24 protein-coding genes and 1 riboswitch are annotated in these 22971 nt (G+C 69.9%); of the genes, 15 read left to right on the top strand and 9 right to left on the bottom strand.

The genetic code is table 11. From position 1 onward, the window contains the following. The first annotated feature begins 51 nt into the window (after positions 1-51). The 4 genes from U5809_RS18685 to U5809_RS18670 all read left to right on the top strand — a co-directional run bounded on the left by U5809_RS18685 (position 52) and on the right by U5809_RS18670 (position 2201). Positions 52-588, top strand: a complete 537-nt coding sequence (locus U5809_RS18685) for a vWA domain-containing protein (RefSeq protein ID WP_322087778.1) — start codon at positions 52-54, stop codon at positions 586-588. 61 nt (positions 589-649) lie between these two features. After that, a complete protein-coding gene (locus U5809_RS18680; protein ID WP_122945342.1) occupies positions 650-1102 on the top strand; it encodes a YaiI/YqxD family protein in 453 nt (150 codons plus the stop codon). 186 nt (positions 1103-1288) lie between these two features. Then, on the top strand, positions 1289-1861 hold the full coding sequence (locus U5809_RS18675; RefSeq protein WP_322087646.1) for a DUF1993 domain-containing protein: 573 nt from the start codon (positions 1289-1291) through the stop codon (positions 1859-1861). Between the two features lie 13 nt (positions 1862-1874). Then, positions 1875-2201 (top strand): low molecular weight protein tyrosine phosphatase family protein, encoded by a 327-nt coding sequence (locus tag U5809_RS18670; protein WP_322087645.1) that lies wholly within the window; start codon positions 1875-1877, stop codon positions 2199-2201. A 21-nt stretch (positions 2202-2222) separates the two neighbouring features. On the opposite strand, the gene U5809_RS18665 is transcribed toward U5809_RS18670, so the two are convergent. Together U5809_RS18665 and U5809_RS18660 are read right to left on the bottom strand one after the other, a co-directional pair. Further along, positions 2223-2645 carry an NUDIX hydrolase gene (locus tag U5809_RS18665; RefSeq protein ID WP_322087644.1) on the bottom strand — a complete coding sequence of 141 codons (423 nt, stop codon included), beginning with the start codon at positions 2643-2645 and terminating at the stop codon, positions 2223-2225. Between the two features lie 150 nt (positions 2646-2795). Beyond that, the gene (locus tag U5809_RS18660; protein ID WP_322087643.1) at positions 2796-3053 is read right to left on the bottom strand and encodes a hypothetical protein; all 258 of its coding nucleotides are present in this window, start codon (positions 3051-3053) and stop codon (positions 2796-2798) included. A 276-nt stretch (positions 3054-3329) separates the two neighbouring features. On the opposite strand from U5809_RS18660, the gene U5809_RS18655 reads away from it, so the two are divergent. The 4 genes from U5809_RS18655 to U5809_RS18640 all read left to right on the top strand — a co-directional run bounded on the left by U5809_RS18655 (position 3330) and on the right by U5809_RS18640 (position 8033). Then, positions 3330-4493: a CoA transferase gene (locus tag U5809_RS18655; protein WP_322087642.1), complete on the top strand. Its 1164-nt coding sequence runs from the start codon at positions 3330-3332 to the stop codon at positions 4491-4493. Positions 4494-4618: 125 nt separating this feature from the next. After that, a complete protein-coding gene (locus U5809_RS18650) occupies positions 4619-5920 on the top strand; it encodes a citrate:proton symporter (RefSeq protein WP_322087641.1) in 1302 nt (433 codons plus the stop codon). A 142-nt stretch (positions 5921-6062) separates the two neighbouring features. Then, the gene (locus U5809_RS18645; RefSeq protein WP_322087640.1) at positions 6063-7229 is read left to right on the top strand and encodes an acyl-CoA dehydrogenase family protein; all 1167 of its coding nucleotides are present in this window, start codon (positions 6063-6065) and stop codon (positions 7227-7229) included. A gap of 60 nt (positions 7230-7289) precedes the next feature. Continuing rightward, positions 7290-8033, top strand: coding sequence for an IclR family transcriptional regulator (locus U5809_RS18640; protein WP_282504956.1), 744 nt, complete (start codon positions 7290-7292; stop codon positions 8031-8033). A 129-nt stretch (positions 8034-8162) separates the two neighbouring features. On the opposite strand, the gene U5809_RS18635 is transcribed toward U5809_RS18640, so the two are convergent. Both U5809_RS18635 and U5809_RS18630 read right to left on the bottom strand, forming a co-directional pair. After that, the gene (locus tag U5809_RS18635; protein WP_322087639.1) at positions 8163-9518 is read right to left on the bottom strand and encodes a chitinase; all 1356 of its coding nucleotides are present in this window, start codon (positions 9516-9518) and stop codon (positions 8163-8165) included. A gap of 239 nt (positions 9519-9757) precedes the next feature. Further along, entirely contained in the window at positions 9758-10660 is a 903-nt protein-coding gene (locus tag U5809_RS18630; RefSeq protein WP_322087638.1) for a LysR substrate-binding domain-containing protein, read from the bottom strand. Positions 10661-10754: 94 nt separating this feature from the next. On the opposite strand from U5809_RS18630, the gene U5809_RS18625 reads away from it, so the two are divergent. Then, on the top strand, positions 10755-11960 hold the full coding sequence (locus U5809_RS18625) for an MFS transporter (RefSeq protein WP_322087637.1): 1206 nt from the start codon (positions 10755-10757) through the stop codon (positions 11958-11960). A gap of 6 nt (positions 11961-11966) precedes the next feature. On the opposite strand, the gene cobJ is transcribed toward U5809_RS18625, so the two are convergent. The 4 genes from cobJ to cobG are packed head-to-tail and all read right to left on the bottom strand — an operon-like array spanning position 11967 to position 16387. Beyond that, the gene (cobJ, locus tag U5809_RS18620; RefSeq protein ID WP_322087636.1) at positions 11967-13676 is read right to left on the bottom strand and encodes a precorrin-3B C(17)-methyltransferase; all 1710 of its coding nucleotides are present in this window, start codon (positions 13674-13676) and stop codon (positions 11967-11969) included. After that, entirely contained in the window at positions 13673-14407 is a 735-nt protein-coding gene (locus tag U5809_RS18615; RefSeq protein ID WP_282504962.1) for a precorrin-2 C(20)-methyltransferase, read from the bottom strand. The genes cobJ and U5809_RS18615 overlap by 4 nt, the downstream gene beginning before the upstream one ends. After that, positions 14404-15030, bottom strand: coding sequence for a precorrin-8X methylmutase (locus U5809_RS18610; RefSeq protein ID WP_282504963.1), 627 nt, complete (start codon positions 15028-15030; stop codon positions 14404-14406). Before U5809_RS18610 ends, U5809_RS18615 begins: the two co-directional genes overlap by 4 nt. After that, entirely contained in the window at positions 15023-16387 is a 1365-nt protein-coding gene (gene cobG / locus U5809_RS18605) for a precorrin-3B synthase (protein ID WP_322087777.1), read from the bottom strand. The genes U5809_RS18610 and cobG overlap by 8 nt, the downstream gene beginning before the upstream one ends. Before the next feature lie 106 nt (positions 16388-16493). Beyond that, positions 16494-16685: riboswitch (cobalamin riboswitch) on the bottom strand. 147 nt (positions 16686-16832) lie between these two features. Here cobG and U5809_RS18600 point away from each other — a divergent pair. From U5809_RS18600 to cobM, 5 genes are all read left to right on the top strand, one after another. Further along, entirely contained in the window at positions 16833-17129 is a 297-nt protein-coding gene (locus U5809_RS18600) for a hypothetical protein (RefSeq protein WP_322087635.1), read from the top strand. A 123-nt stretch (positions 17130-17252) separates the two neighbouring features. Next, on the top strand, positions 17253-18524 hold the full coding sequence (gene cbiE / locus U5809_RS18595; protein ID WP_322087634.1) for a precorrin-6y C5,15-methyltransferase (decarboxylating) subunit CbiE: 1272 nt from the start codon (positions 17253-17255) through the stop codon (positions 18522-18524). Further along, a complete protein-coding gene (locus U5809_RS18590) occupies positions 18524-19612 on the top strand; it encodes a cobalt-precorrin-5B (C(1))-methyltransferase (protein WP_322087633.1) in 1089 nt (362 codons plus the stop codon). The genes cbiE and U5809_RS18590 overlap by 1 nt, the downstream gene beginning before the upstream one ends. Next, positions 19609-20340, top strand: coding sequence for a cobalt-precorrin-6A reductase (locus U5809_RS18585; protein ID WP_322087632.1), 732 nt, complete (start codon positions 19609-19611; stop codon positions 20338-20340). Before U5809_RS18590 ends, U5809_RS18585 begins: the two co-directional genes overlap by 4 nt. Before the next feature lie 43 nt (positions 20341-20383). Further along, entirely contained in the window at positions 20384-21115 is a 732-nt protein-coding gene (gene cobM, locus U5809_RS18580) for a precorrin-4 C(11)-methyltransferase (RefSeq protein WP_282504969.1), read from the top strand. A 15-nt stretch (positions 21116-21130) separates the two neighbouring features. Here cobM and U5809_RS18575 read toward each other — a convergent pair whose 3' ends face one another. Further along, on the bottom strand, positions 21131-22309 hold the full coding sequence (locus tag U5809_RS18575; protein WP_322087631.1) for an MFS transporter: 1179 nt from the start codon (positions 22307-22309) through the stop codon (positions 21131-21133). Positions 22310-22439: 130 nt separating this feature from the next. Between U5809_RS18575 and U5809_RS18570 the strand changes: the two genes are divergently transcribed. Continuing rightward, positions 22440-22943, top strand: coding sequence for a MarR family winged helix-turn-helix transcriptional regulator (locus tag U5809_RS18570; protein ID WP_282504971.1), 504 nt, complete (start codon positions 22440-22442; stop codon positions 22941-22943). Positions 22944-22971: the final 28 nt, after the last annotated feature.

The following is a 22971-nucleotide window of genomic DNA, read 5'->3' as shown; positions in this document are numbered from 1 at the left end:
GGCACTGCCGTTGCGTGGCCGGCGACGCTCGCCGCGAAGCGCGGTGGGCCGCTGTGTCATGAGCATGTGCGCTTCCGGAAACGCGCGGGCACGCCGCATGCGCTGCATTGCTTCGTGCTCGACTGTTCGGCGTCGATGCTGTCGCACGACCGGCTCGCGCTCGCGAAGGGGCTGATCGTCGCGTATTTCGATCAGGCTGCACGCGAGCGTGTCGAAACCGCGCTGATCTGCTTCGGCGGACAAGGCGCCGCACGGCGGTTCGGCCCGGCCGTGCCGCGCTGGTGGAATGCGCGCTGGCTAGAACCAGTCGACGGCGGCGGCGGCACGCCGCTCGCGGACGGCATCGCGGCCGCCGCGCAGTTGCTCGCGCGCGATGCGCGGCGCGAGCCCGGCAAGCAGCGCTGGCTGTGGGTGCTGTCCGACGGGCGCACGCGCGAGACGCCGGCAAAGCCCGCGGCGGCCGATCACGTCGTGTTCGTCGACTTCGACGATGCGGCCGTGCGGATCGGGCAGGGCGCGCGGCTCGCCGCCGCATGGGGCGCGCAATGGATGACGGCCGACGCGCTTCGCACGGATCTCGCGGGCTGATGGCCGGCCAGCGGTGCGATATGATCGCCGCTTCTGCTTCTGCCCACTGGAAAAACCCGCCATGCAAGTACTGGTCGATGCCGACGCGTGTCCCGCCGTCATCAAGGACATGCTGTTTCGCGCCGCGCGTCGTGCCGAAATCTGCGTGACGCTGGTCGCGAACCAGTTCCTGCGCACGCCGCCGTCGCCGTTCATCAAGGCCGTGCAGGTGCCGGCCGGCTTCGACGTGGCCGATGCGCGCATCGTCGAACTGGTCGAGGCCGGCGATCTCGTGATCACGGCCGACATCCCGCTGGCTGCCGCCGTTCTCGACAAGGGCGCGCATGCGCTCGACCCGCGCGGCAACTGGTTCAGCCGCGAGAACATCGAGGAACGCCTGTCGACGCGCGCGATGATGGACCAGTTGCGCAGCGCGGGCATCGACACCGGTGGCCCGGCGCCGTTCAGCGCGCGTGACGGCAAGACGTTTGCCTCGCAGCTCGACCGGTTTCTGGCGCGGCACGGCAAGCCTTGAGGTCGGGGCGCGACGGCCGCGTGTCGTGACGCGTCCAGCGTGGGGGGAGACCCGCACGCGCTACAACGCCGGATCGCCGGATCGCCGGCTCCGCATCGAATCGCGCTCGTCGCCTGGGCCGCGGTGCGTGTTTGCGTCGACGCTGCTATCGTGGCGAAAACGACAATCCAACCCAGGAGCGCACGCGTGACACCGACTCAACTTCTCATCCCAACCTTCACCCACATGCTGAGCGCACAGACCGCGTGGCTCGACAAGGCTGTCGCGCACCGGCAGGCCGCGGGCGTTGCGCCCGACGCGGCGATGACGTTGAAGCTGGCGCCCGACATGTATCCGCTCGCGGCACAGGTACGCTTCTCATGCTTCCAGGCGATGGAGCCCGTCCACCGGCTGCGTGGCGAGTCGTTGCCGGCTGCGCTGCTGGCCTTGCGCGAGGCGGGATGGAATGCGGATGCGCAGCCCGGCACGCTCGCCGACGCGCAGGCGATCATCGCCGGCACGCTGGCCTTTCTCGGCGAACTCGCGCCGGATGCGCTCGATGGCGGCACGGCGCTGCCGATCGCCCTCGAACTGCCGAACGGGATCGCGTTCGACATGACGGGCGAACAATATGCGCGCGACTGGGCGCTGCCGCAGTTCAACTTCCACGCGATCGCCGCTTACGCGATCCTGCGCCACCACGGTGTCGAACTCGGCAAGGCCGACTACGTGCCGCACATGCTCGCGTACGTACGACCCGGCACGATTCCGCAAGGGTGAACATCGAAGCGACATGACACGGGCACTGTTCATCTGCAGCCGCAATCGGCTGCGCAGCCCGACGGCCGAAGCGGTATTTGCGGCTTGGCCCGGCATCGAGACGGACTCCGCGGGCCTCGCGCCCGATGCGGACGCGCGGCTATCCGCCGAGCAGCTCGACTGGGCCGATATCGTGTTCGTGATGGAGCGCGCGCACAAGGCAAGGCTGTCGACGCGCTTCGGTACGCATCTGGCGGGCAAGAAGATCGTCTGCCTCGACATTCCCGACCGCTACGCGTTCATGCAGCCCGAACTCGTCGCGCTGCTCGAGCGCAAGGCCGGCCCGTTCCTGCGCGCGTGACCGGCGCGGGCAGCGCCGCCGTCAACGAAGCGGGCCGTTGACGATCGCCGAAAAACAGTCGAGACGCAGCATCTCGATGATCTTGCGCGTCGGCACGCTCGCATGGAGCGTGTCGAGCCGGTCGACGGTGAACCACTTGCAGCGGGCGATCTCGTTGCTCGCGCGCGGCGTCAGGTGTGCCGGCACCTCGGCCACGAACACGTGATGAAGCTTCGACAGCCCGCCGAACTGCACCGCATAGTCGAGCGCGAGCCCCTCCAGCCGCGTTTCCTCGGCCAGTTCCCGCTGCGCGGCCTCGAGCGGCGTCTCGCCGCGCCGGATCGTGCCGCCCGGCAGCGACCAGCGCGACGCCGTGCGGGCGACGAGCAGCACGCTGCTGCGCTGGCGGCACACGATCGTGGCGCGCTCCTTGGTGACGGCGAGGGTATCCGGCCCGGTGCTCATGTTCGGCAAAACAGGTGCTGAATCGTGGAGAAAGTGCGCGTCGGCGGCGAATTGTCCGGCAGCGGGCCGCGACGGCGTGCAGGCAGCCGCACCGATCTTACCGGCCGTTCGTGACAGTTCCGTGCACGGCGCAGCGCGCCGGACACGGCGTCACGCGTGCGTGTAGATCCCGCTGCGCACGGGCTTCGCTCGGCGCGAACGGCGCTTGTGAACGGCGCGCCGATGATGCGGCGATGGCGCCGTCGCGTGACGGCGCGCAGGCGCGGGCCGGGCAGCCGGCGCACCGGCGTGCGGCGCCGCGGCGGGCATTTGTGTCTGTCCTTCGCCGAAATGGAAAGTCTGGGTTTGCGCGTGTGCGACGCCCAGCGTCGACGCCAGTACGAAGGTCGCCAGCCACAACCGTTTCATGAATATTCCGCCTTGCTTTTGTCAGGATGAAGGGAGTCCGCCAGCTTAGCGAAGGGCGGGGCGCCACCGCAACCCGTCCGCGTTCGGTGTCGTCCCCACTTGCGCTCGGCGACGTTATCCGCGCGGCAGGCGGGTGCATCCGGGCTTGACAACATAATTCCCGAGTGTGAATATAAATTCACACACAAGAATTATTCGTCGAGTCCGGGAGGCGTGGCGCAGGCGCCAGGCCACCGGAGCCGGCAGTCCGATCAACCGGAACCAGGAGCGGGACGCATGGCGGAACACGAGCAGCAGGGCGCGCTGGCGGGATTGCGCATCATCGATCTGTCGCGGGTGCTGGGCGGCCCGTACGCGACGCAGATCCTCGCCGACCACGGCGCGGAGGTGATCAAGGTCGAACCGCCGTCCGGCGACGAAACGCGTACCTGGGGGCCGCCGTTCGACGGCGACACCGCGTCGTATTTCCTCGGCGTGAACCGCAACAAGCTCGGCGTCGCGCTCGACCTGACGCAACCGGCCGACCGCGAGCGGTTGCTCGGCCTGCTCGAGCACGCGGACGCCGTCGTCGAAAACTTCAAGATCGGCACGATGGAGCGCTGGGGGCTCGGCTTCGACGCGCTGCACGCGCGGTTTCCGCGCCTCGTCTATTGCCGCGTGTCGGGTTTCGGCGCGGATGGCCCGCTCGGCGGGCTGCCCGGCTACGACGCGGCCGTGCAGGCGCTCGCGGGGCTGATGAGCGTCAACGGCGAAGCGGGCGGCGCACCGCTGCGCGTCGGCGTGCCGATCGTCGATCTCGTCACCGGGCTGAACGCGGCGCTCGGCGTACTGATGGCGCTGCGCGAGCGCGATGCGAGCGGCCTCGGCCAGTTCGTCGAGTCGACGCTGTTCGACTGCGCGCTGTCGATCCTGCATCCGCATACGCCGAACTACTTCCATTCGGGCAACGCGCCCGTGCGCACCGGCAACGCGCATCCGAACATCACGCCGTACGACAGCTTTCCGACGGCGGGCGTCGACATCTTCCTGGCGGTCGGCAACAACGGGCAGTTCGCGGCGCTGTGCGACGTGCTCGGCACGCGCGGCTGGCTCGACGATCCGCGTTTCGCCGACAACCGTGCACGCAGCGCGCACCGTGCCGCACTGCGTGCGCTGCTCGAAACCGCACTGGCCGCGCATGACGGTGCGGCGCTCGCCGAGCAGCTGATGCGCCGCGGCGTGCCGTGCGCGCCGGTGCTCGGGCTCGATGCGGCGCTCGATCATCCGCACGTTGCGCATCGGGAGATGAAGGTCGAGCTGGGCCGGCATCGCGGCATCGCGTCGCCGATCAAGCTCGGCCGCACGCCAGCGACGTATCGTCGGCCGCCGCCGGCACTGAACGAACACGCGGCGCAGGTGTTTGCGCACGACGATCATCACCACGACGATCGCCGGGACTGACCGGCATCGCGGCCGCCGGCCGCGCCGCGCTGCGGCGCTCGGACGTGCGGTCCGACACATCATCATTCGGACATCACGCCGGCTTGCGCACGGAAGTCGCATGCCGGCTGAAGAGGAGACGCATCATGCTCGCATGGATCGGCGCGATCGCCATCGTCGCGCTGTTCGGCCTGATCATCACGAAACGGCTGTCGCCGCTCGTCGCGCTGATCGTCGTGCCGGTGGCCGCGTCGCTCGCGGCCGGCTTCGGGCTGCAGACCGGCAAGTTCATCGTGCACGGCGTGCAGAACATCGGCCCGATCGCCGGCATGTTTGTTTTTGCGATTCTATTTTTCGGAATCCTCACCGATGCGGGGATGCTCGACCCGATCATCGCGGGCGTATTGCGCGTAATCGGCTGCCATCCGCCGCGCATCGTGATGGGCTCGGCACTGCTCGCGCTGCTGATTCACCTCGACGGCTCGGGCGCGGTCACGTTTCTCGTCACGCTGCCGGCGATGATGCCGCTCTACACGCGGCTCGGGATGGACCGGCGGATTCTCGCGTGCGTCGCGTCGATGGCGGCCGGCGTCAACTTCCTGCCGTGGGTCGGGCCGATGCTGCGCGCATCGGCGGCGCTGCACATTCCCGGCTCGGCGATCTTCACGCCAATGATTCCGGTACAGATCGTCGGGCTCGTGTTCGTGTTCGGCACGGCGTACGTGCTCGGCGTGCGCGAGGCGAAGCGGCTCGGGCTCGACCGTGCCGGCGCGGCGTCGCTGGCGATCGCGCCGCGCGAGCTGACCGACGCCGAACGCGCGTTGCGCCGGCCGGGCCGCTTCGGGATCAACGTCGCGCTGACCCTCGTCGTGCTCGTCACGCTGGTGTCGGGCATCGTCGACCCCATGGTGATGTTCATGCTCGGCACGGTCGCGGCGCTCGTGATCAACTACCCGGACGTGCAGGCGCAGCGCGAGCGGATCGACGCACATGCGAAGGCCGCGCTGATGATGGCGAGCGTGCTGCTCGCGGCCGGCGCGTTCACCGGCATCATGTCCGGCACCGGGATGCTGAAGGCGATGGCGGAAGTCGTCGTCGCGCACGTGCCGGTCGAGCATGCGCGCCACATGCCGTTCGTACTCGGGCTGCTGTCGATGCCGCTCAGCCTGCTGTTCGATCCCGATTCGTTCTACTTCGGCGTGCTGCCGGTGCTCGCGGAGAGCGGCAAGCTGCTCGGCGTGCCGCCGATCCAGATGGCGCAAGCCGCGCTGCTCGGCCAGATGACGACGGGCTTTCCGGTGAGCCCGCTGACGCCCGCGACGTTCCTGATCGTCGGCCTGACCGGCGTCGAGCTCGCCGAGCACCAGAAATTCACGATTCCGTTCCTGTTCGCCGCCACCGTGCTGATGGTGTTCGCCGCGGTGATCGTTGGCGTGTTTCCGTTGTGAGCGCGCCAGACGTGCCGCTTCGTGGCCGTGCCCCGAGGGGCCAATCCTGCGAGGGGACGTTCCGCGGCGCGGCAACCCTGGCGCCGCCTGGCGCTTTCTTCAGAGCGGCGCGGCCGCTCGGCTTTTTCCGGGAGTGCACTCCATGCAGTTCGACCTGACCGACGACCAGCGCGCGATCGAAAGCGCGATCGAGAAAATCTGCGAGCGCTTCGGCGACGACTACTGGCTCGAACGCGATCGCGCGGGCGGGTTTCCGGCCGACTTCCACGCGGCGCTCGCCGAAGCCGGCTGGCTCGGCATCGCGATGGATCCGGCCCATGGCGGCGCCGGTCTCGGGATGACCGAGGCCGCGCTGATGATGCGCACGATCAGCGCATCGGGCGCCGGCCTGTCCGGCGCGTCGGCCGTGCACATGAACATCTTCGGGCTGAATCCCGTGCAGGTGTTCGGCAACGACGCGCAGAAGGCGCGCTTCCTGCCGCCGCTGATCGCCGGTCGCGACAAGGCGTGCTTCGCGGTGACGGAACCCGACGCGGGCCTCGACACCACGCACCTGACCACGCAGGCGCGTCGCGACGGCGATCACTATGTGCTGAGCGGGCGCAAGATCTGGATCTCGACCGCGCAGGTCGCGAACAAGATGCTGATCATCGCGCGCACGACGCCGCTCGACCAGGTCGCGAAGCCGACCGACGGACTGAGCCTGTTCTACACCGACCTCGACCGCTCGCACGTCGAGGTGCGCGAAATCGAGAAGATGGGCCGCAAGGCCGTCGATTCGAACATGCTGTTCATCGACAACCTGCGCGTGTCGCGCGACGATCTGATCGGCAACGAAGGCGACGGCTTCCGCTATCTGCTGCATGGCCTGAACCCCGAGCGGATCCTGATCGCGGCGGAGGCGATCGGCCTCGGGCAGGCCGCGCTGCGCCGCGCGACGCAGTATGCATGCGAGCGCGTCGTGTTCGGCCGGCCGATCGGGCAGAACCAGTCGATCCAGCATCCGCTCGCCCAGGCGTGGATGCAGCTCGAGGCCGCGTGGCTGATGGTGATGAAGGCCGCGACGCGCTACGACGCGGGGCAGTCGTGCGGCGCGGAGGCGAACGCGGCCAAATACCTCGGCGCGGAAGCCGCGTTCCAGGCGTGCCAGACGGCCGTCGCGACGCTCGGCGGGATGGGTTACGCGAAGGAATACCATGTCGAGCGCTACCTGCGCGAGTGTATGATTCCGAGGCTCGCGCCCGTGAGTCCGCAACTGATCCTGTGCTACATCGCGGAGAAGGTGCTCGGGCTGCCGAAGTCGTACTGACCGTAGCGACCCGGCGGCCGGCTCCGCGCGCGGTTTCCCGTTTCGATTCAAGCGCTCGTCATGGACGTCAAACTCGTTGCCCGCACGCTCGACCTGTTCGAGCTGTTCGCCGCCGAACGGCGGCCGCTGCCACTCACGGAACTCGCGCGCCTGCTCGATGTGCCGCCGTCGAGCTGCCTCGCCATGGCACGCACGCTCGTGAGCCGCGGCTATCTGTACGAAGTGCGCAAACGTGGCGGCTACTACCCGACGCGGCGCCTGCAGACGATCGCCGCCGCGATCGACGCGACCGATCCCGTCGTCGATATCGTGCATCCGCACCTCGTCGCGCTACGCGACGCGAGCCGCGAGACGGCCGTGCTCGGCAAGATCCAGGGCGTGTCGGTCACGTACCTCGACGTCGTCGAGTCGGAGCAGGCGATCCGCTATACGCGCCAGCCCGGCGAGCTGCGTCCGCTGCATGCGAACTCGATCGGCAAGGCGATCTTCGCGGAACTCGCCGGCGATGCGCAGCAAACGCTCGGCGCACAGCTGGCGTTCGAACGCTTCACCGAGGCGACGGTGGCCGACCTGCCGGCGCTCGTCGCGCAAACCGCACGGTTTCGTGATCTCGGCTGGGCCGAGAATTTCGGCGAGAGCGCGCCCGAGCTATCGGCGATCGCGGTCGCGCTGACGCTCGACGGCGACTGGTACGGGCTGTCGGTCGTCGGGCCGACCGAGCGGATCCGCCAGCATCGCGACACGCATGCGGCGCTGCTCGTCGACGCGAAGGCCAAGCTGCTGGCCGAGCACGCGCGCGGCTGACGGCGGGCAGGGCGCGCCTGCAAGCGGCCCTGCAAACGCGCCGGCCAGCAGGCCGTCCGCCGGCGATCGGGCAGCGATCGCCGCGAACGGCCCCGGATCCGCGAGCCTAACGACGGCCGATACGCGGCATCACGACTTCACCCAGACACCGCCCGCGCTCGGGTTGTCGCCTTGCGTCCACCATTTCGCGCAATACTTCGCGCCCTGGTACATCACGCACGTGCCGCCTGAATACGCGGTCGTCGCCGACCACGTGGCCGTGCCGCCGCCGACCGGCTTCCATACGGCCGCCTGGCCGGGCACGTCGCCCTGCGTCCACCATTGCGCCTGGTACGTCGTCCCCTGGTAGGTGACCGTCGCGCCGGCCGTGTAAACCTGGCCGGCGGCCCACGGTGCGCCCGGCTGCGGCGTGCCGCCGTTCGAGCCGCCGCCGTAGTTCGGGTCCTGCGTCACGCCCGCGCCCCATTTGCCGTCGAGCTGCTTGAAGATCGTCGCGAACGCATACGGCTGCTGAGCGACGCCCGAGCAGGTCGGCGACGCATATGTGCCGCCGGACGGGCACGCCTGATCGCGGCCGACCGACCAGTTGCCGAAGAAACCGTAGCCGTTGGCGATCGCCGCATTCAGCACGCTTTGCGCGTTTGCGAGCGTGAAGGTTTCGCCCTGCACGTCGTTCACGCCAATCATCGGCGTGACGCCGACCATCTGCCAGAGCTGCGCATTGGTCTTCGGCTGGCCGGCCGACTTGAACGCCGTGTCGAGCTGTGAGTACAGCGCCTGCGCGGCGCTGATCGCGGCGGCGCCCATGTCGATGTTCGCGGGGCCGTAATCCATCGCCATCACGTTCACCGCATCGAACGCGGCCTGGTTCGCGATTGCCGCGTTGACGACGTTCAGGCCGTCCTGCGTGAGCCCGGTCGGCATCGTCGGCAACGTCAGCGTGACGTGCAGCGGCTTGCCCTTCGCCGCATAGTCGGACTGCAGTTGCGCGACGGCCTGGAAGTTGCGCGCGACCGCGGCCGTGTCTTGCTGCGATGCGCCTTCGATGTCGAAATCGATGTGCGTGAGGCCGTACGTGTCGATCACGGTCTGGTACGCGCTCTTCAACGCAGGGACCGTCGAGCATGCCTGCATCAGCGGCGTGCCGTTCGCCCCGCCGAACGACACCGCGACTTCGCCGCCTTTCGCGCGGTAGCTCGCGATCGACGTCGACAGCGCGGTCAGGAGGCCGCCGCTCGCGCCGTTGCCGATCGGTTGCACGCCGCCCCACGACGGCACGCAGCCGTTGCCCGCGACCACGAACGCGAGCGTGAATTGCTGGATACCTTGCCGGACGCCGATCTGGTCGACGAGCGGCGTCGGATAAAGCGTCACGTCGACGAAGGGCGCATAGACGCCGGCGCCCTGGGACACGCTCGCCACTGCAAGCAGACAACCCGCTGCAACTGCACGCGGGATGAAACGCGGCAACGCATTGTTGTTCATCGTGTTCTCCAAGTGGAAGAGGGATACGCTGGCCTGCGTATCGCCGCCGGTCGTGCGACCGGGCATGCCCGGCCGGCGGCGTGCCCATCTTGGAGGATTCGCGCCGAATAGTGAATGGTTAGGTATTCTTTTTGTTATTTGATTCCCGATACGTAACGATCTTGCCGATTCGACACCGTTGCGCAACGCGCCGGGCGGGTGATTTTCCCGATCGGCGCCCGCAACGCGAGACGTGCCGCTTACGTCGATGCAGGCTGCGCGAGCGAGCGCGCCAGCGCAACGAAACGCTCGACGCATGCCGACGAAAACGGCTCGTTCCACGACACGATCTGCTCGACTGCGCGCGTGCCGGCGAGTGGCACGTAGACGACGCCCGGGCGCTGCAGCGTCGCCGTGAAGCCCGGCACGATCGCGATGCCGCGTTCGGCGGCCACCAGCGATACGAGCGTCGTGATCTGCGCAGCGGTTGCGCCGATCCGCGGTGCGAATCCGGCCTGCGCGCACAGGTCGTCCAGCGCGGCGGTCAACGCCGAACCGTAACCGGGCGGAAAGGTGACGAAGGTTTCGCTGGCCAGTTCGGCGACGTCGAGGCTCGCACGGTTCGCGAGCGGATTACCGGCCGGCACGGCCGCGACGAGCGGTTCGCGCGACACGACGAGCGACGCGACCGGTACGCCGGGCGCGCCGTCCCATGCCCAGCCGAAGCCGACGTCCATCGCACCGTCGGCGATCTGCTGGCGCTGGCTGGCGGTCGCCGCTTCGCGAAACGCGAGTTCGACGTCGGGCATCGTGCGGCTCGCGGCGCGGATCACGTCGGGGAACGTGTCGGACATCGGAATCGAGCTCGCATAGCCGATCAAGAGGCGCCCCGCGATGCCCTGCGCGATCTTGCGCGCGCTCGCCTCGGCTTCGGCGGCCGCGCTGACGACGTGGCGCGCATGTTCAAGGAACAGCTCGCCTTCCGGCGTGAGCCGCACCGCGCGCGTCGAGCGCTCGAACAGGCGCACGCCGAGTTCGCTTTCCAGCGCGGCGATATGGCGTGTCAGCGGCGGCTGCGCGATGCGCAGGCGCAATGCCGCGCGGCCGAAGTGCAGTTCGTCGGCGACGACCACGAAATAACGGAGGCGGCGCAGGTCGAGCATTGTTGTCGTTCCGGTATCAATTGCGCTGAAATCGGTATTGGCGTGCGCGCGGCGCGCTCGTCAGACTGTCGGCATCGACGACCAGGCATTTCCGATGAACGACAGGACCACGCGCATCGCGTTCTTTCTTTGCGGCTTCGCCGCGTTTCTCAATCTGTATTCGACACAGGGCATCCTGCACGAACTCGCCGAAGCCTTCGGCGTCAGCGCGGAGCGCGCGGGGCAGGGCGTGAGCGCGACCACGATGGCCGTCGCCATTATCGCGCCGTTCGTCGGCGTACTGGCCGCGCGCATCGAACGGCGCGTCGCGATCTCGCTGGCGGCGATGGCCGTCGCGTTGCCGGTCGTCTGGTCCGCGCACGCGGCGGGCTTCGCGTCGTTCCTCGGCGCGCGCTTTGCGGCCGGGCTGGTCATGCCGTTCATCTTTGCGCTGTCGATCGCCTATATCGGCGAACGCTTCGATCACGGCACGTCGGCCGAGATCAGCGCGCTGTTCGTTGCCGGCACGACGCTCGGCGGTTTCGCCGGCCGCTTCGTGACGAACCTGCTGACGTCGATGTGGGGCTGGCGGCATGCGCTCGATGTCGTCGCGGCGCTGTGTGTCGTCACGGGCGTCGCGATTTACGCGAGCCTGCCGGCGTCCGGTGCGGTCGCGCGGCGGGTGTCGGGCCGCGATACGGATGCGGGGCCGTCGTGGCGCATCGTCACGCGCGGCCCGCTGCTTGCGTCGTTCGCGATCGGCGCATGCGTGCTCGCGTCGCAGGTCGCGACGTTCACGTTCGTCGGCCTGCGGCTCGCGCGGGCACCGTTCGGCTTCGGCACGGTCGAGATCGGCGCAATCTATGCGGTGTTCCTCGTTGCAGTGATCGTGACGCCGCTGGCCGGGCGCCTCGCGCGGTTTCGCGGCCCACGCGCGCCAGGGCTCGCGGCAGCCGCGCTCGCGATCGGCGGGGCGTTGCTGACGTCGTCGGACAGCGTGCCGGTGATCCTGGCCGGCCTCGCGCTCAGCTCAACCGCCGTGTTCGTCGAACAGGCGTCGGCCAACACGTTCATCTCGCAGGCGGCGTCGAGTGCGCGCTCGACGGCGATCGGTATTTACCTGTCCTGCTACTACTTCGGCGGCAGTCTCGGCTCGATCCTGCCGGTGCCCGGCTGGCACCGGTGGGGATGGGCCGGCTGCGTCGCCTTCGTGGTCGCCGCGCAAGCCATCGTCGGCGTGCTCGTGTACCGGTTCTGGCGCACCGGCGGCACGGCCGGCATCGTGCATGCCGGCGCGCGCGACGGTGCGCTCACGCGGTAGCCGTACTCAGCGATACCAGCGCGGCGTATAGACCCATTCGCGCGCATTGCCGATCGCGAAGCGCCGCGTCGTCGACGAGCCGACGATCACCATCGTGCGCATGTCGACCTGATCGCTGCGCAGTGCAGCGAGCGTCGTCGTCGCAAGTGTCGCGCCCGGCCGGCCGATGTCGCGGCCGAGCACGACCACCGTATCGGCCGCACGGTGCGCGCGCACGATGTCGAGCGCACGGTCGAGCTGCCACGGCCGTGCACGCGAGATCGGGTTGTAGAACGCCATCACCAGATCGGCCTGCGCCGCATGCCTCAGGCGCGTCTCGATCACGTCCCACGGCTTCAGGTTGTCCGACAGAGAAATCGCGCAGAAGTCGTGGCCGAGCGGCGCGCCTGCCTGCGCAGCCGTCGCGAGCGACGCCGAGATGCCGGGTTCGACGCGCAGGTCGACCGCGGCCCACTGCGGGTTGCGTGCTTCGTCGAGCGCCTCGAGCACGGCCGCGGCCATCGCGAACACGCCGGGGTCACCTGATGACACGACCGCGACGCGCCGGCCTTCGGCCGCCAGTTCGAACGCATGGCGTGCGCGCTGCATTTCCTCGCGATTGTCGGTGCCGTGCACGCGCTGGTCGCCGCGGAACGGGCCGGCCATGTTCACGTAGGTCGTGTAGCCGAGGATGTCGGTCGCTTCCGCGAGCGCGGCACGTGCGGCCGGCGTGAGCCACGCGGCGGCGCCCGGGCCGAGACCGAGCACGGTCAGGCGGCCGCGCGCACGGCCGAGCGTGGCGGGATCGACCGGATACGACGCCACCGCGCACGCGAGGCCGTTCGATGCGGAGCGCAGCGTGTGCGCGACACGCAACGTGCGGCCAAGCAGCGTGGCCGCATTGGCTGGCGCGTCACTGTCGGCATCGACGAAACGCAGCGGCACGCCGAGCGCTTGCGCGGCTTCCTCCAGCGTGGAGTCGCCGATCGCCGATGCCGGCCCGACGATGGCGGCGAGTGCCAGCCGCGCGAGACCTTGCGCGTCGAGCATGGCTTCGATGCGCGCGACAAGTGCGTCTTCCGCGTGTACTGCATCTTCGGCAACACCGACCACCACGCTGCGTGGATGGATCACGAGTTCATCGTGTGTATCGCGCCATGCATCGGGCGTCACGCGGATCGCATGCGCGGCCGCATCGTCGCGCGGCAGCGCGACATCGTCGAGCCACGCCGCCGCGCCGTCGACGCGCGTCGAGGCACCCGCGAGCAGGTCGGACACGAAACGCTTGCCCTGCGCGAGATCGGCCAGCGCATAACCTTCGGGCGGATTGAGCACGCATGCGCCGAAGCGCAATTCGCCACTCGTCGTGATCGCCGGCGCGACGCCGATGCATTCGGCGATTTCGCGCGCGATCACGTTGACGCCCGTCAGCCCGCCGAGCAGCGGCACGACGGCCGAGCCGTCTTCCGCGACCGCGAGCACGGGCGGCTCGACGCCCTTGTCGGCAAGCACGGGCGCGAGGCAGCGGATCACGATGCCGGCCGCGCACAGCGCGACGATCGGCAGGCCGCGCGCATAGAGTTCGCGCAGGTGTGCGCCGAGGTCGTCGAACGGCGCATCGGCGGCTACGCGCGATGCGAGGCCATGCACGAGGGCGCCCGGGTAGCGCGCCTGGATGCGTCGCGCGGTGTCGAGCGCGCCCGCGCCGAGAATCACGATCGCGGGTGGGGTCGTCATCCTTGCCATTTTTCCCCCGGCACGACGAGCAGCGAGAAATACGGCGACGCCATCGGGTCGACCGCGTCGAGCGGCACGATGCGCTGGTTCGCCATCGTCGCGCGCTCGACGTACAGCGCGCGTTTCGCGAGCCCGAGTTCATCGAGCACGCGCCGCACCTTGTCGAAATTGCGGCCGAGTTTCATCACGACGGCCGCGTCGGCCCGCGCGAGCCGCTCGCGCAGTTCGTGCTCGGGCAGCACGCCGGACAGCACCGACAGGCTCTGGTTGCGATAGACGAGCGGCTGGCCGAGCACGGCCGTACCGCCGAGCATCGCGCATACGCCCGGGATCACCTCGGTGTCGTAGCGCGGCGCGAGGCGGTCGTGCAGGTACATGTACGAGCCGTAGAAGAACGGGTCGCCTTCGCAGATCACCGCGACGTCGCGCCCCGCGTCGAGGTGTGCGGCGACGATCTCGGCTGCCGTGTCGTAGAAGTCGGCGATCACCGTCTCGTAGCAGAGCGGCGGCGGCAGTGCTTCGGTCGTCACCGGATAGACGAGCGGCAGTTGCGTCTGCCCGTCGAGCAGGTGCGCTTCGACGATGCCGTACGCATTGCCTTTCTTGCCCTTAGCGACGAAATACGCGACCACGGGCGCCGCCTGCAGCACGCGCAGCGCCTTGATCGTCATCAGTTCAGGATCGCCGGGGCCGACGCCGACCCCGAACAGGCGTCCGCGTGCGGTCGTCATTCGACCTCCGTCGCGAGCGCGTTGACCGCGGCGGCAGCCATCGCGCTGCCGCCGCGTCGGCCGAGCAGCGCGACGTACGGCACGCCACGGCTGTCGGCATCGAGCATCGCCTTCGATTCGGCCGCGCCGATGAAGCCGACCGGAAAACCGAGGATCAGCGCGGGGCGCGGCGCGCCGGCGTCGAGCATGTCGAGCAGGTGGAACAGCGCGGTCGGCGCATTGCCGATCACGACGACGCTGCCCGCGAGATGCGGACGCCACAATTCGAGTGCGGCGGCCGAGCGCGTGTTGCCGAGATGGCGCGCGAGATCGGGCACTTCCGGCTCGCCGAGTGTGCAGATCACGCGGTTGTCGGCCGGCAGCCGCGCGCGCGTGATGCCTTCGGCGACCATCCTCGCGTCGCACAGGATCGGCGCGCCGGCCGCGAGCGCCGTACGGCCCGCCGAGCCGGCGCCGGCCGAGAAGCGCAGGTCGTAGACGACGTCGACCATCCCGCATGCATGGATCACGCGCACCGCGAGTTTCTCGAGGTCGGGCGGAACCTGTGACAGGTCGGCCTCGGCGCGGATCGTCGCGAACGACTGGCGATAGATTTCCTGCCCGTCGCGAATGTAGTCAAGCATCGGTGGTGTCCTGGCTGTGCCGCGCGCCCGTCAAACGGGCCGCGGCCTGGTCAATCGTCAGATGGCGCGCAAGCGGGGCGCCGAGGCCCTCGGCCGCGTCGCGCCGGTAAAGGTCGTAATGCGCGGGCGCCACCGCGACGAGCGTATGCGTCGCGGGATGCGGCATCGCGCAATGGCGTTCGCAACCGGTCAGGTGCACGTCGACCGGATGGCCGATGCGCGCGGCGAGTGCGAGCGCGTCGTGTTTCGTGTCGGCGCGTGCTTTCGCACAGCCCGCGCTGCCGGTACAGGCGACGAGTGTCGCAAGCGGGTCCGACGGCCGGCACACGAGGCCGAGCGACGCGAGTGCGTCGAGCGTGGCCGGGGCGCGTTCGTTCGGCACACCGTGCAGAAACACGCCTTGCCACGGCGTCATCGACAGCGTGCCGTCGCCATCGGCTTCGGCCAGCGCGGCGAGCCGTTCCAGCTGCGTCGCGTCGAGCCGCCCGAGCACGCATTGCGCACCGACGCTGCCGCGCGCCGCATCGAGCGACGGGCGCATGCCGAAACGCAGCGCCCGATCGGTGCGCGTGCGCCGCCAGCCGGCGAGCGCGAGATCGGCCGTGAGCGGGAAGGGCAGGTAGTGCCGCGCGCGTTCGAGTAACGCGCGTTCGCCGCACGCTGCCAGCAATGCGCGCATCCGCGTGACATCGGCTGGCGCGAGATCGAGGAACGCGAGCAGCAGTGCGCGGACCAGCGCGACCGCCTGATCGGGCGACACATCGACCGACGCAGGCCGGTCGCCATCTACGACCGGCGGGCAGCCGGCCAGCCCGGCCGCGATGCGTACCGCGCCGTCGGCGCGGCGCCATGCGGCCAGCCAGATGTCGTGCGGATGGTCGAGCTCCACCACCGATTCGCCGCCGTCGAGCTGGATCGAGAATTTGGGCGACAGCTCGCCACGGCGCGGCTCGCTGGCCAGCATGTCGAGCAGCGGAATGGCGAGTGCGTGGCTATCGATGAGCGCGGCGGGATCGTGCCCGGCGAGCGGGCTGAGCATGATGTTGCGGACGTCGTCGCTCGCGGCGAGCGCGGCCGTATCGTTGGCCGAACCTGCCGCCGCCTCGGCGCGCGGGCCGAGCCCCGCATCGAGCAACGCACGCGTCAGCGCGTCGGCGGCACCGTCGCGAATGCCGCGCAGCTGGAGATTCGCGCGATTGGTCGCGTCGATCGCGCCGGAGCCGTACGCACGTGCGGCGGCGGCAATCGCGCGCGCCTGGCGTGCATCGAGCCGGCCGCCCGGCAGCTTGATCCGGCACAGGCCGCCATCGGCGGCCGCGACCACGCGCACGAGCCCCGGGCAAGCCGACGGGCGCACGACGGGCGATGCAGGAATCGAATCGGGGGCGGAACTCAACGGGATACCGGGACAGTGTCGCGCCGCGGCCAACGCATCGGTACACCCCGCCCGACGCCGACTGGCACGCACGCACTTTCTGGCCGGCAGGTCTCCTGGCTGACAGGTCGGCGCCGGCTCCCGGCCTTCCCGGTGAAACCAGTGGCATGAAGGGGAGATCGGCTCGCTGTCTACAGTTGCGGGGGCAGCCACAGCGGCGCGTGGCGCGCCCTGTGTTCCCTCTTCGGCCCCGAAGGGCACCGGCGAACGAACGGCCGTAGGATACCCGATTTTCACGACGCTCCGGCATCGGCGGGTTTGCCCTGCAGCCGCGTCGCAGCACGGCTGCGGCGGACTGCGCGAGCGCGCGCGGATGGTACGATTGGCGGCTCGACATCCGACCGGCGAGCCGCCGGGATCCGCAATGATGAAACTCGGCAGGACGGAGCTGTTCGGCATGGGGATTGCGCTGGCCTTGCTGGGCATCCCCGCATGGATGCTGCTCGCATTCACGCTGATTCCGTTTGCGCCGTCCGCGCAGTGGCCGAAGAATGTCGGGCTCGTCGGCCTCGTCGTGCCGATCGTGGCCGGCGGAACCTGGCTGTTCAGGCGAGGCGGTGTGCGGCCGTTCGTGTGGCTGCTGCTCGGCTGGCTGCTGGTCGCATCGATCGCCGGCATGTATCTGACCTTGCTGAACTACCTCGGCGGCGCGCCGCACGGCTGACATCGCTGCCGCATCGCGTGTCCGGGCAGGCGGTGGCGACGGGCGTCAACGAATCAACGCGCGGCAGCACGACGGCCGCGCATCGCAATAAATTGCAGGGAATCGAACGATGGGGAAGGGTGCATGACGGCGTGGCTGACGGTAGTGGGCATCGGCGACGACGGTTACGCGGGGCTTGGGCGCAGCGCACGTCGCGCGCTGCTCGACGCGACGCTCGTCGTCGGTGCGAAACGGCATCTCGACATGCTGCCCGCACGGCTGCGTGCCGAACGCGAAGCGTGGCCGTCGCCGTTCGATCTCGCGGGCGTGCTCGCGCGGCGCGGCTCGCCCGTTTGCGTGCTCGCGAGCGGCGACCCGATGCTGTTCGGCGTCGGCGCGACGCTCGCGCGCCAGCTTTCCTCCGATGACTGGCGTGTGCTGCCCGCACCGTCGTCGCTGTCGCTCGCGGCCGCGCGCCTCGGCTGGGCATTGCAGGACGTCGGCGCGGTCTCGCTGGTCGGCCGTCCGCTCGCGACGCTTGCGCGGCATCTGCTGCCGGGCCGGCGCCTGTTCGTGCTGAGCGCCGACGGCCGCACGCCGGCCGCCGTCGCGGCCGAACTCGCCGCGCGCGGCTTCGGGCCGACGCGCATCAGCGTGTTCGAACATCTGGGCGGTCCGCTCGAGCGGCGTCTCGACGGCCTCGCGCAGGACTGGAGCGTTGCGGAAACGGCCGCGCTCAATCTTGTCGCGCTCGACTGCCAGGCCGGCCCCGACGCGCCACGTCGCGCGCTCACGCCCGGCCTGCCCGACGATGCCTACCGCCACGACGGCCAGCTCACCAAGCGCGACCTGCGCGCGATGACGCTCGGGCGCCTCGCGCCCGCGCCCGGCGAACTGCTGTGGGACGTCGGCGCGGGCAGCGGTTCGATCGGCATCGAATGGATGCGTGCGCATCCGTCCTGCCAGGCGATCGCGATCGAAGCGCATGCGGAACGGCAGCGCTTCATCGAACACAACCGCGACGCGCTCGGCGTCCCGGGCCTGCAGCTCGTCGCGGGCCGCGCGCCCGACGCGCTTGCAGGGCTCGCGACGCCCGACGCGATCTTCATCGGCGGCGGTGCGACGGCGCCCGGCGTGCTCGACGCGTGCTGGGCATCGCTGAAACCCGGCGGCCGGCTGGTCGCGAACGCGGTCACGCTGCAAGGCGAGATGGCGCTCGCCGCGTGGCGCGACGCGCACGGCGGCACGCTCACGCGCGTGTCGCTCGCGCATGCGGAACCGCTCGGCCGCTTCGACACGTGGCGCCAGCCGCTGCCGGTCACGCTGTATGACGTGCGCAAGCCCGACACGGCCGAGGTGGCCGATGCGATCGACACGGCCGGTGCGTCGAACCCGTCGAACGCAACGGACGCGTGATGCGCGACGAAACCCCCGAACAACCCGCGCCGCTGCGTTTCGGCTATACGACCGGCAGCTGCGCGACCGCGACGTCGCTCGCGGCCGCACGGCTGCTGCTCGCGGGCCAGGCGCACGATGCGGTCGAGATCGTGCTGCCGAAAGGGCAGCGCGTGATGATGCGGCTCGCGTTCTGCCGGGTCACGGCCGACGGCGCCGAAGCCGGCACGATCAAGGATGCCGGCGACGATCCGGACGTCACGCACGGTGCGCTGATCTTCGCGCGCGTCGCGCTCGCGGCGGCGCCCGGCGTGCGTTTTCACGCGGGGCCCGGCGTCGGCACGGTCACGCGCGCGGGGCTGACGCTGCCGGTCGGCGAACCGGCGATCAACCCGGTGCCGCGCCAGATGATGACGACCCACCTTGAAGCGCTCGCAGCCGAGCAGGGCTACGCGGGCGGCTTCGACGTGACGATCGGCGTCGAAGGCGGCGAGGCGCTCGCGCTGAAGACGATGAACCCACGCCTGGGCATCGTCGGCGGGCTGTCGATCCTCGGCACGACCGGCATCGTGCGGCCGTTCTCGTGTTCGGCCTATATCGCGTCGATCCACCAGGGGATCGATGTCGCACGCGCGAACGGCATCGCGCATATCGCCGCGTGCACGGGCAACGCGAGCGAGGACGCGATGCGCGCGCATTACCACCTGCCCGACATGGCGCTGATCGAGATGGGCGATTTCGCGGGCGCGGTGCTCAAGCACCTGCGGCGCGCCCCGGTCGCGCGCCTGTCGATGTGCGGCGGGTTCGGCAAGCTCAGCAAGCTCGCGGCCGGTCACCTCGACCTGCACAGTCGTCATTCGAGCATCGACCTGCCGATGCTCGCGCAATGGGCGGCCGAAGCCGGCGCGAGCGAGGCGCTACAGGCCGCGATGCGCGCCGCGAACACGAGCCAGGAAGCGTTGAAGCTTGCGCAGGCCGACGGCGTGCCTCTCGGTGATCTCGTCTGCGCGCATGCGCTGCGCGTCGCACGCGATATCGTGCCGCCGTCGGTCGCCGTCGAGATGTTCGCGATCGACCGCCAGGGCCGCTTCGTCGGGCAAGCGCGATGAGCGTACGCATCCTGCTGCTCGGCGGCACCGGCGACGCGCTGAAGATCGCACGCGCGCTCGGCCCGCATCACGTCTATAGCCTGGCCGGCCTCGGCAAGGTGCCCGACGACCTGCGCTGCGACGTGCGCGTCGGCGGCTTCGGCGGGGCCGCCGGGCTGGCCGCATATCTGCGCGACGCCGGCATCGGCCTCGTGATCGACGCAACGCATCCGTATGCCGCACAAATCAGCGCGAACGCCGCTGCCGCGACGCGCGACACGGGGGTGCCGCTGTGGGCGCTGCGCCGCGCGCCCTGGACGCCGCAACCGGGCGACGACTGGCGAATGGTCGACGACTGGGCCGGCATCGAAGCCGCGCTCGCACCGTTCAGGCGGCCGCTGTTCACGCTCGGCCGCGAACCGCTCGCGCATCTCGACACGATCCCGCCACACCAGTTCTGGCTCGTGCGCTGTCTCGACGCGCATCCCGGCAACGCGCATGCGCAGATCGTCGCCACGCGCGGGCCGTTCACGCTCGACGGCGAACGTGCGCTGTTCGCGCTGACGGGCATCGACGTCGTCGTCAGCAAGAACAGCGGCGGTGCGGCCACCGAGGCCAAGCTCGATGTCGCGCGCGAGCGCAGGCTGCCGGTCGTGATGCTGCGCCGGCCGCCGCTGCCCGATGCCGATCGCGCGTTCGACTCGGTCGCGGCGCTACTCGACGCACTCGATCCGGCCGCGCGCGCATGACGCGGCACGGCGGATCATCCAATGAATTGACGGAGAATTTTCGATGACGGTGTATTTCATCGGTGCGGGCCCCGGCGACCCGGAGCTGATCACGGTGAAGGGCCAGCGCCTCGTGCGCACCTGCCCGGTGATCCTGTATGCGGGCTCGCTCGTGCCGGCGGCCGTGCTCGACGGTCATCGCGCGGAGCAAGTCGTCAATACGGCCGAACTCGACCTCGACGCGATCGTCGCGCTGCTCGCGGCCGCGCATGCGAAAGGGCAGGACGTCGCACGCGTGCATTCGGGCGACCCGTCGCTGTACGGTGCGATCGGCGAGCAAATCCGCCGGCTGAAGGCGCTCGGGATTCCGTACGAAATCGTGCCGGGCGTGACGGCCACGGCCGCCTGCGCGGCGACGCTCGGCGTCGAGCTGACGCTGCCCGGTGTCGCGCAGACGGTGATCCTCACGCGCTTCGCGGGCAAGACGACGATGCCGGAAGGCGAAGCGCTCGGCGCGCTCGCCGCGCACCGCGCGACGCTCGCGATCCATCTCGGCGTGCGCCATCTCGCGCGTATCGTCGACGAAGTGCTGCCGCATTACGGCGCCGCTTGCCCGGTCGCCGTGATCTATCGCGCGAGCTGGCCCGACGAGGAACGCGTGACCGGCACGCTGGCGGACATCGTCTCCAAAGTGCAGGGTACGCAGATCGAGCGCACCGCGCTGATCCTGATCGGGCGCGTGCTCGACGCCGAAGGGTTCGCGGATTCGACGCTGTACGCGAGCGCGGGCAGCTGACGCAAGGCCGATTGCCTAGGCACGTGCAACCTGCCGCGCCAGCCGCGGTGCAAACCCGGCCGCCAGCGCGAACAACACGACACACAGGCACGCCATCGCGATCCACGCGGGCGTCAAATCCGCGAGATGCTGGCGCACGATGCCGGCCGCGAACGGAAACAACGCGGCGATCAAATAACCGACACCCTGCACGAACCCCGTCAGCGACGCGGCATCGGCCGGCGTCGCCGCATGGTCGACCGTGACGATCAGCGACAGCGGAAACAGCGCGCCGATCCCCGCGCCCATCAGCAGCGCGGCCGGCAGCGCGAGCGGTTCGGGTGCGGCCAGCATCACCAGCAAGCCGACGAACAGCGACGCGATCGCCGCATGCAGCGCGGGCCGGCGATCGGGCAGGCGGTCGATCGCCGCCGAGATCGTCAGCCCCGCGACGACTTCCGCGAGCGTCACGCCACCGAGCAGGCTGCCGGCTGCCGTCGGCGACCAGCCGAGCCGCATGTAGTACGGCGGCAGCCACGCGAGCACGAGCGTGTACGCGCCGGTCGCGACCCCGAAGAACAGCGCGAGCCGCCACGCGCGCGGCGAACGCGACGGCTGCGCATGCGTTGCCGACGCCGGCCCGGCGGCGAGCGCATTGCCGCCGCGGCTCGCCAGCGGCCAGGCCAGTGCGGCGAGCGCCGCCGGCAACGCCCAGCCCGCGAGTGCGGCAAGCCAGCCCCAGCGCGCTGCCGCCAACGGCGCGACGACACTCGCCAGCACCGCGCCCCCCATGATCGACGTCGAATAGACGCCCATCGCGCCGCCGATGCGTGTCGCGAAATGCGCCTTCACGAAACCGGGCAGCTGCGCCTGCACCATCGCGATCCCGATGCCCGCACAGCAGGCGCTCGCGAGCAGCAGCCACGCGTGCTGCGCGCCGATGCGCGACACGCAGGCCAGCCCGATCAGCGCGACGCCGAGCCACACGCCGCCCGCGATGCCGGTCACGCGCTGCAGGCGCCGCGCGCTCAGTGCGCCGAGCCCCATCAGCAGGATCGGGATCGTCGTCAGCAGGCTGGCCGCGCCGTCGCCGAGGCCGGTCGCGCGCTGGATCATGTCGAGCAGCGGGCCGACCGCGGCCAGCGCCGGCCGCAGGTTCAGCCCGACGAGCACGATGGCGGCTAGCCGCCATCCGGGGGAAGTAAAGCGATTCATCGCAAGGCCCTCGATATCGGTGCGCGGCTGCCCGCGAGGCGCCGCGCGTTTTTCAGGTAAAGTATCTCGACATCAAGATAAATGCTGATTTATCTCGACGTCAAGATAACTGGTGAGCCGAGGAGGGTTAATGGATCGAGCCGCGCATGCGCTCGCGCAATGGCGCGCCGAGCGTCCGGATCTGGACGCGTCGTCGATGGTCGTGATGGGGCGGCTGCAGGAAGCCGCGCTCGTGATCGCGCGCGACCGCCTCAATCCGCTGTTTGCGCGCTACGGGATGCAGCCGGGCGAATTCGACGTGCTCGCGACGCTGCGGCGCGGCGGGGCGCCGTTCGCGCTGACGCCGACCGCGCTGTACGACGCGTTGATGATGTCGTCTGGCGGAATGACCGCGCGCATCGACCGGCTGCAGAAAGCCGGCTGGGTCGAGCGCCGGCCGAACCCGGCCGACGGGCGCGGCACGCTCGTTGCGCTGACGGACACCGGTCGCGCGCTGATCGATGATGCGGTCGTCGCGCATATCGACAACCAGCGCGCGCTGCTGGCCGCGCTGTCGGAGGCGGAACAGGCGCAGTTGTCGCAATTGCTCGGCAAGCTGCTGGCCGGGCTGGAAGGCGAGGCGCAGGACGCTTGAGGCGTGCGCCCCGCGCGGGCAAAAAAAT

The sequence above is a fragment of the Burkholderia sp. BCC1999 genome (assembly GCF_905339975.1).
Lineage (GTDB): Bacteria > Pseudomonadota > Gammaproteobacteria > Burkholderiales > Burkholderiaceae > Burkholderia.
The sequence above is the reverse complement of the archived record's forward strand: the minus strand, read 5'-3'. Positions and strand labels throughout refer to the sequence as shown.

Bases quoted from the DNA above. Each gene is read 5' to 3' on its own strand.
- U5809_RS18680 (WP_122945342.1), top strand. From the start codon at position 650: ATGCAAGTACTGGTCGATGCCGACGCGTGTCCCGCCGTCATCAAGGAC.
- U5809_RS18670 (WP_322087645.1), top strand. From the start codon at position 1,875: ATGACACGGGCACTGTTCATCTGCAGCCGCAATCGGCTGCGCAGCCCG.
- U5809_RS18665 (WP_322087644.1), bottom strand. From the start codon at position 2,645: ATGAGCACCGGGCCGGATACCCTCGCCGTCACCAAGGAGCGCGCCACG.
- U5809_RS18660 (WP_322087643.1), bottom strand. From the start codon at position 3,053: ATGAAACGGTTGTGGCTGGCGACCTTCGTACTGGCGTCGACGCTGGGC.
- U5809_RS18655 (WP_322087642.1), top strand. From the start codon at position 3,330: ATGGCGGAACACGAGCAGCAGGGCGCGCTGGCGGGATTGCGCATCATC.
- U5809_RS18650 (WP_322087641.1), top strand. From the start codon at position 4,619: ATGCTCGCATGGATCGGCGCGATCGCCATCGTCGCGCTGTTCGGCCTG.
- U5809_RS18645 (WP_322087640.1), top strand. From the start codon at position 6,063: ATGCAGTTCGACCTGACCGACGACCAGCGCGCGATCGAAAGCGCGATC.
- U5809_RS18640 (WP_282504956.1), top strand. From the start codon at position 7,290: ATGGACGTCAAACTCGTTGCCCGCACGCTCGACCTGTTCGAGCTGTTC.
- U5809_RS18635 (WP_322087639.1), bottom strand. From the start codon at position 9,518: ATGAACAACAATGCGTTGCCGCGTTTCATCCCGCGTGCAGTTGCAGCG.
- U5809_RS18630 (WP_322087638.1), bottom strand. From the start codon at position 10,660: ATGCTCGACCTGCGCCGCCTCCGTTATTTCGTGGTCGTCGCCGACGAA.
- U5809_RS18625 (WP_322087637.1), top strand. From the start codon at position 10,755: ATGAACGACAGGACCACGCGCATCGCGTTCTTTCTTTGCGGCTTCGCC.
- cobJ (WP_322087636.1), bottom strand. From the start codon at position 13,676: ATGACGACCCCACCCGCGATCGTGATTCTCGGCGCGGGCGCGCTCGAC.
- U5809_RS18615 (WP_282504962.1), bottom strand. From the start codon at position 14,407: ATGACGACCGCACGCGGACGCCTGTTCGGGGTCGGCGTCGGCCCCGGC.
- U5809_RS18610 (WP_282504963.1), bottom strand. From the start codon at position 15,030: ATGCTTGACTACATTCGCGACGGGCAGGAAATCTATCGCCAGTCGTTC.
- U5809_RS18600 (WP_322087635.1), top strand. From the start codon at position 16,833: ATGAAACTCGGCAGGACGGAGCTGTTCGGCATGGGGATTGCGCTGGCC.
- cbiE (WP_322087634.1), top strand. From the start codon at position 17,253: ATGACGGCGTGGCTGACGGTAGTGGGCATCGGCGACGACGGTTACGCG.
- U5809_RS18590 (WP_322087633.1), top strand. From the start codon at position 18,524: ATGCGCGACGAAACCCCCGAACAACCCGCGCCGCTGCGTTTCGGCTAT.
- U5809_RS18585 (WP_322087632.1), top strand. From the start codon at position 19,609: ATGAGCGTACGCATCCTGCTGCTCGGCGGCACCGGCGACGCGCTGAAG.
- cobM (WP_282504969.1), top strand. From the start codon at position 20,384: ATGACGGTGTATTTCATCGGTGCGGGCCCCGGCGACCCGGAGCTGATC.
- U5809_RS18575 (WP_322087631.1), bottom strand. From the start codon at position 22,309: ATGAATCGCTTTACTTCCCCCGGATGGCGGCTAGCCGCCATCGTGCTC.
- U5809_RS18570 (WP_282504971.1), top strand. From the start codon at position 22,440: ATGGATCGAGCCGCGCATGCGCTCGCGCAATGGCGCGCCGAGCGTCCG.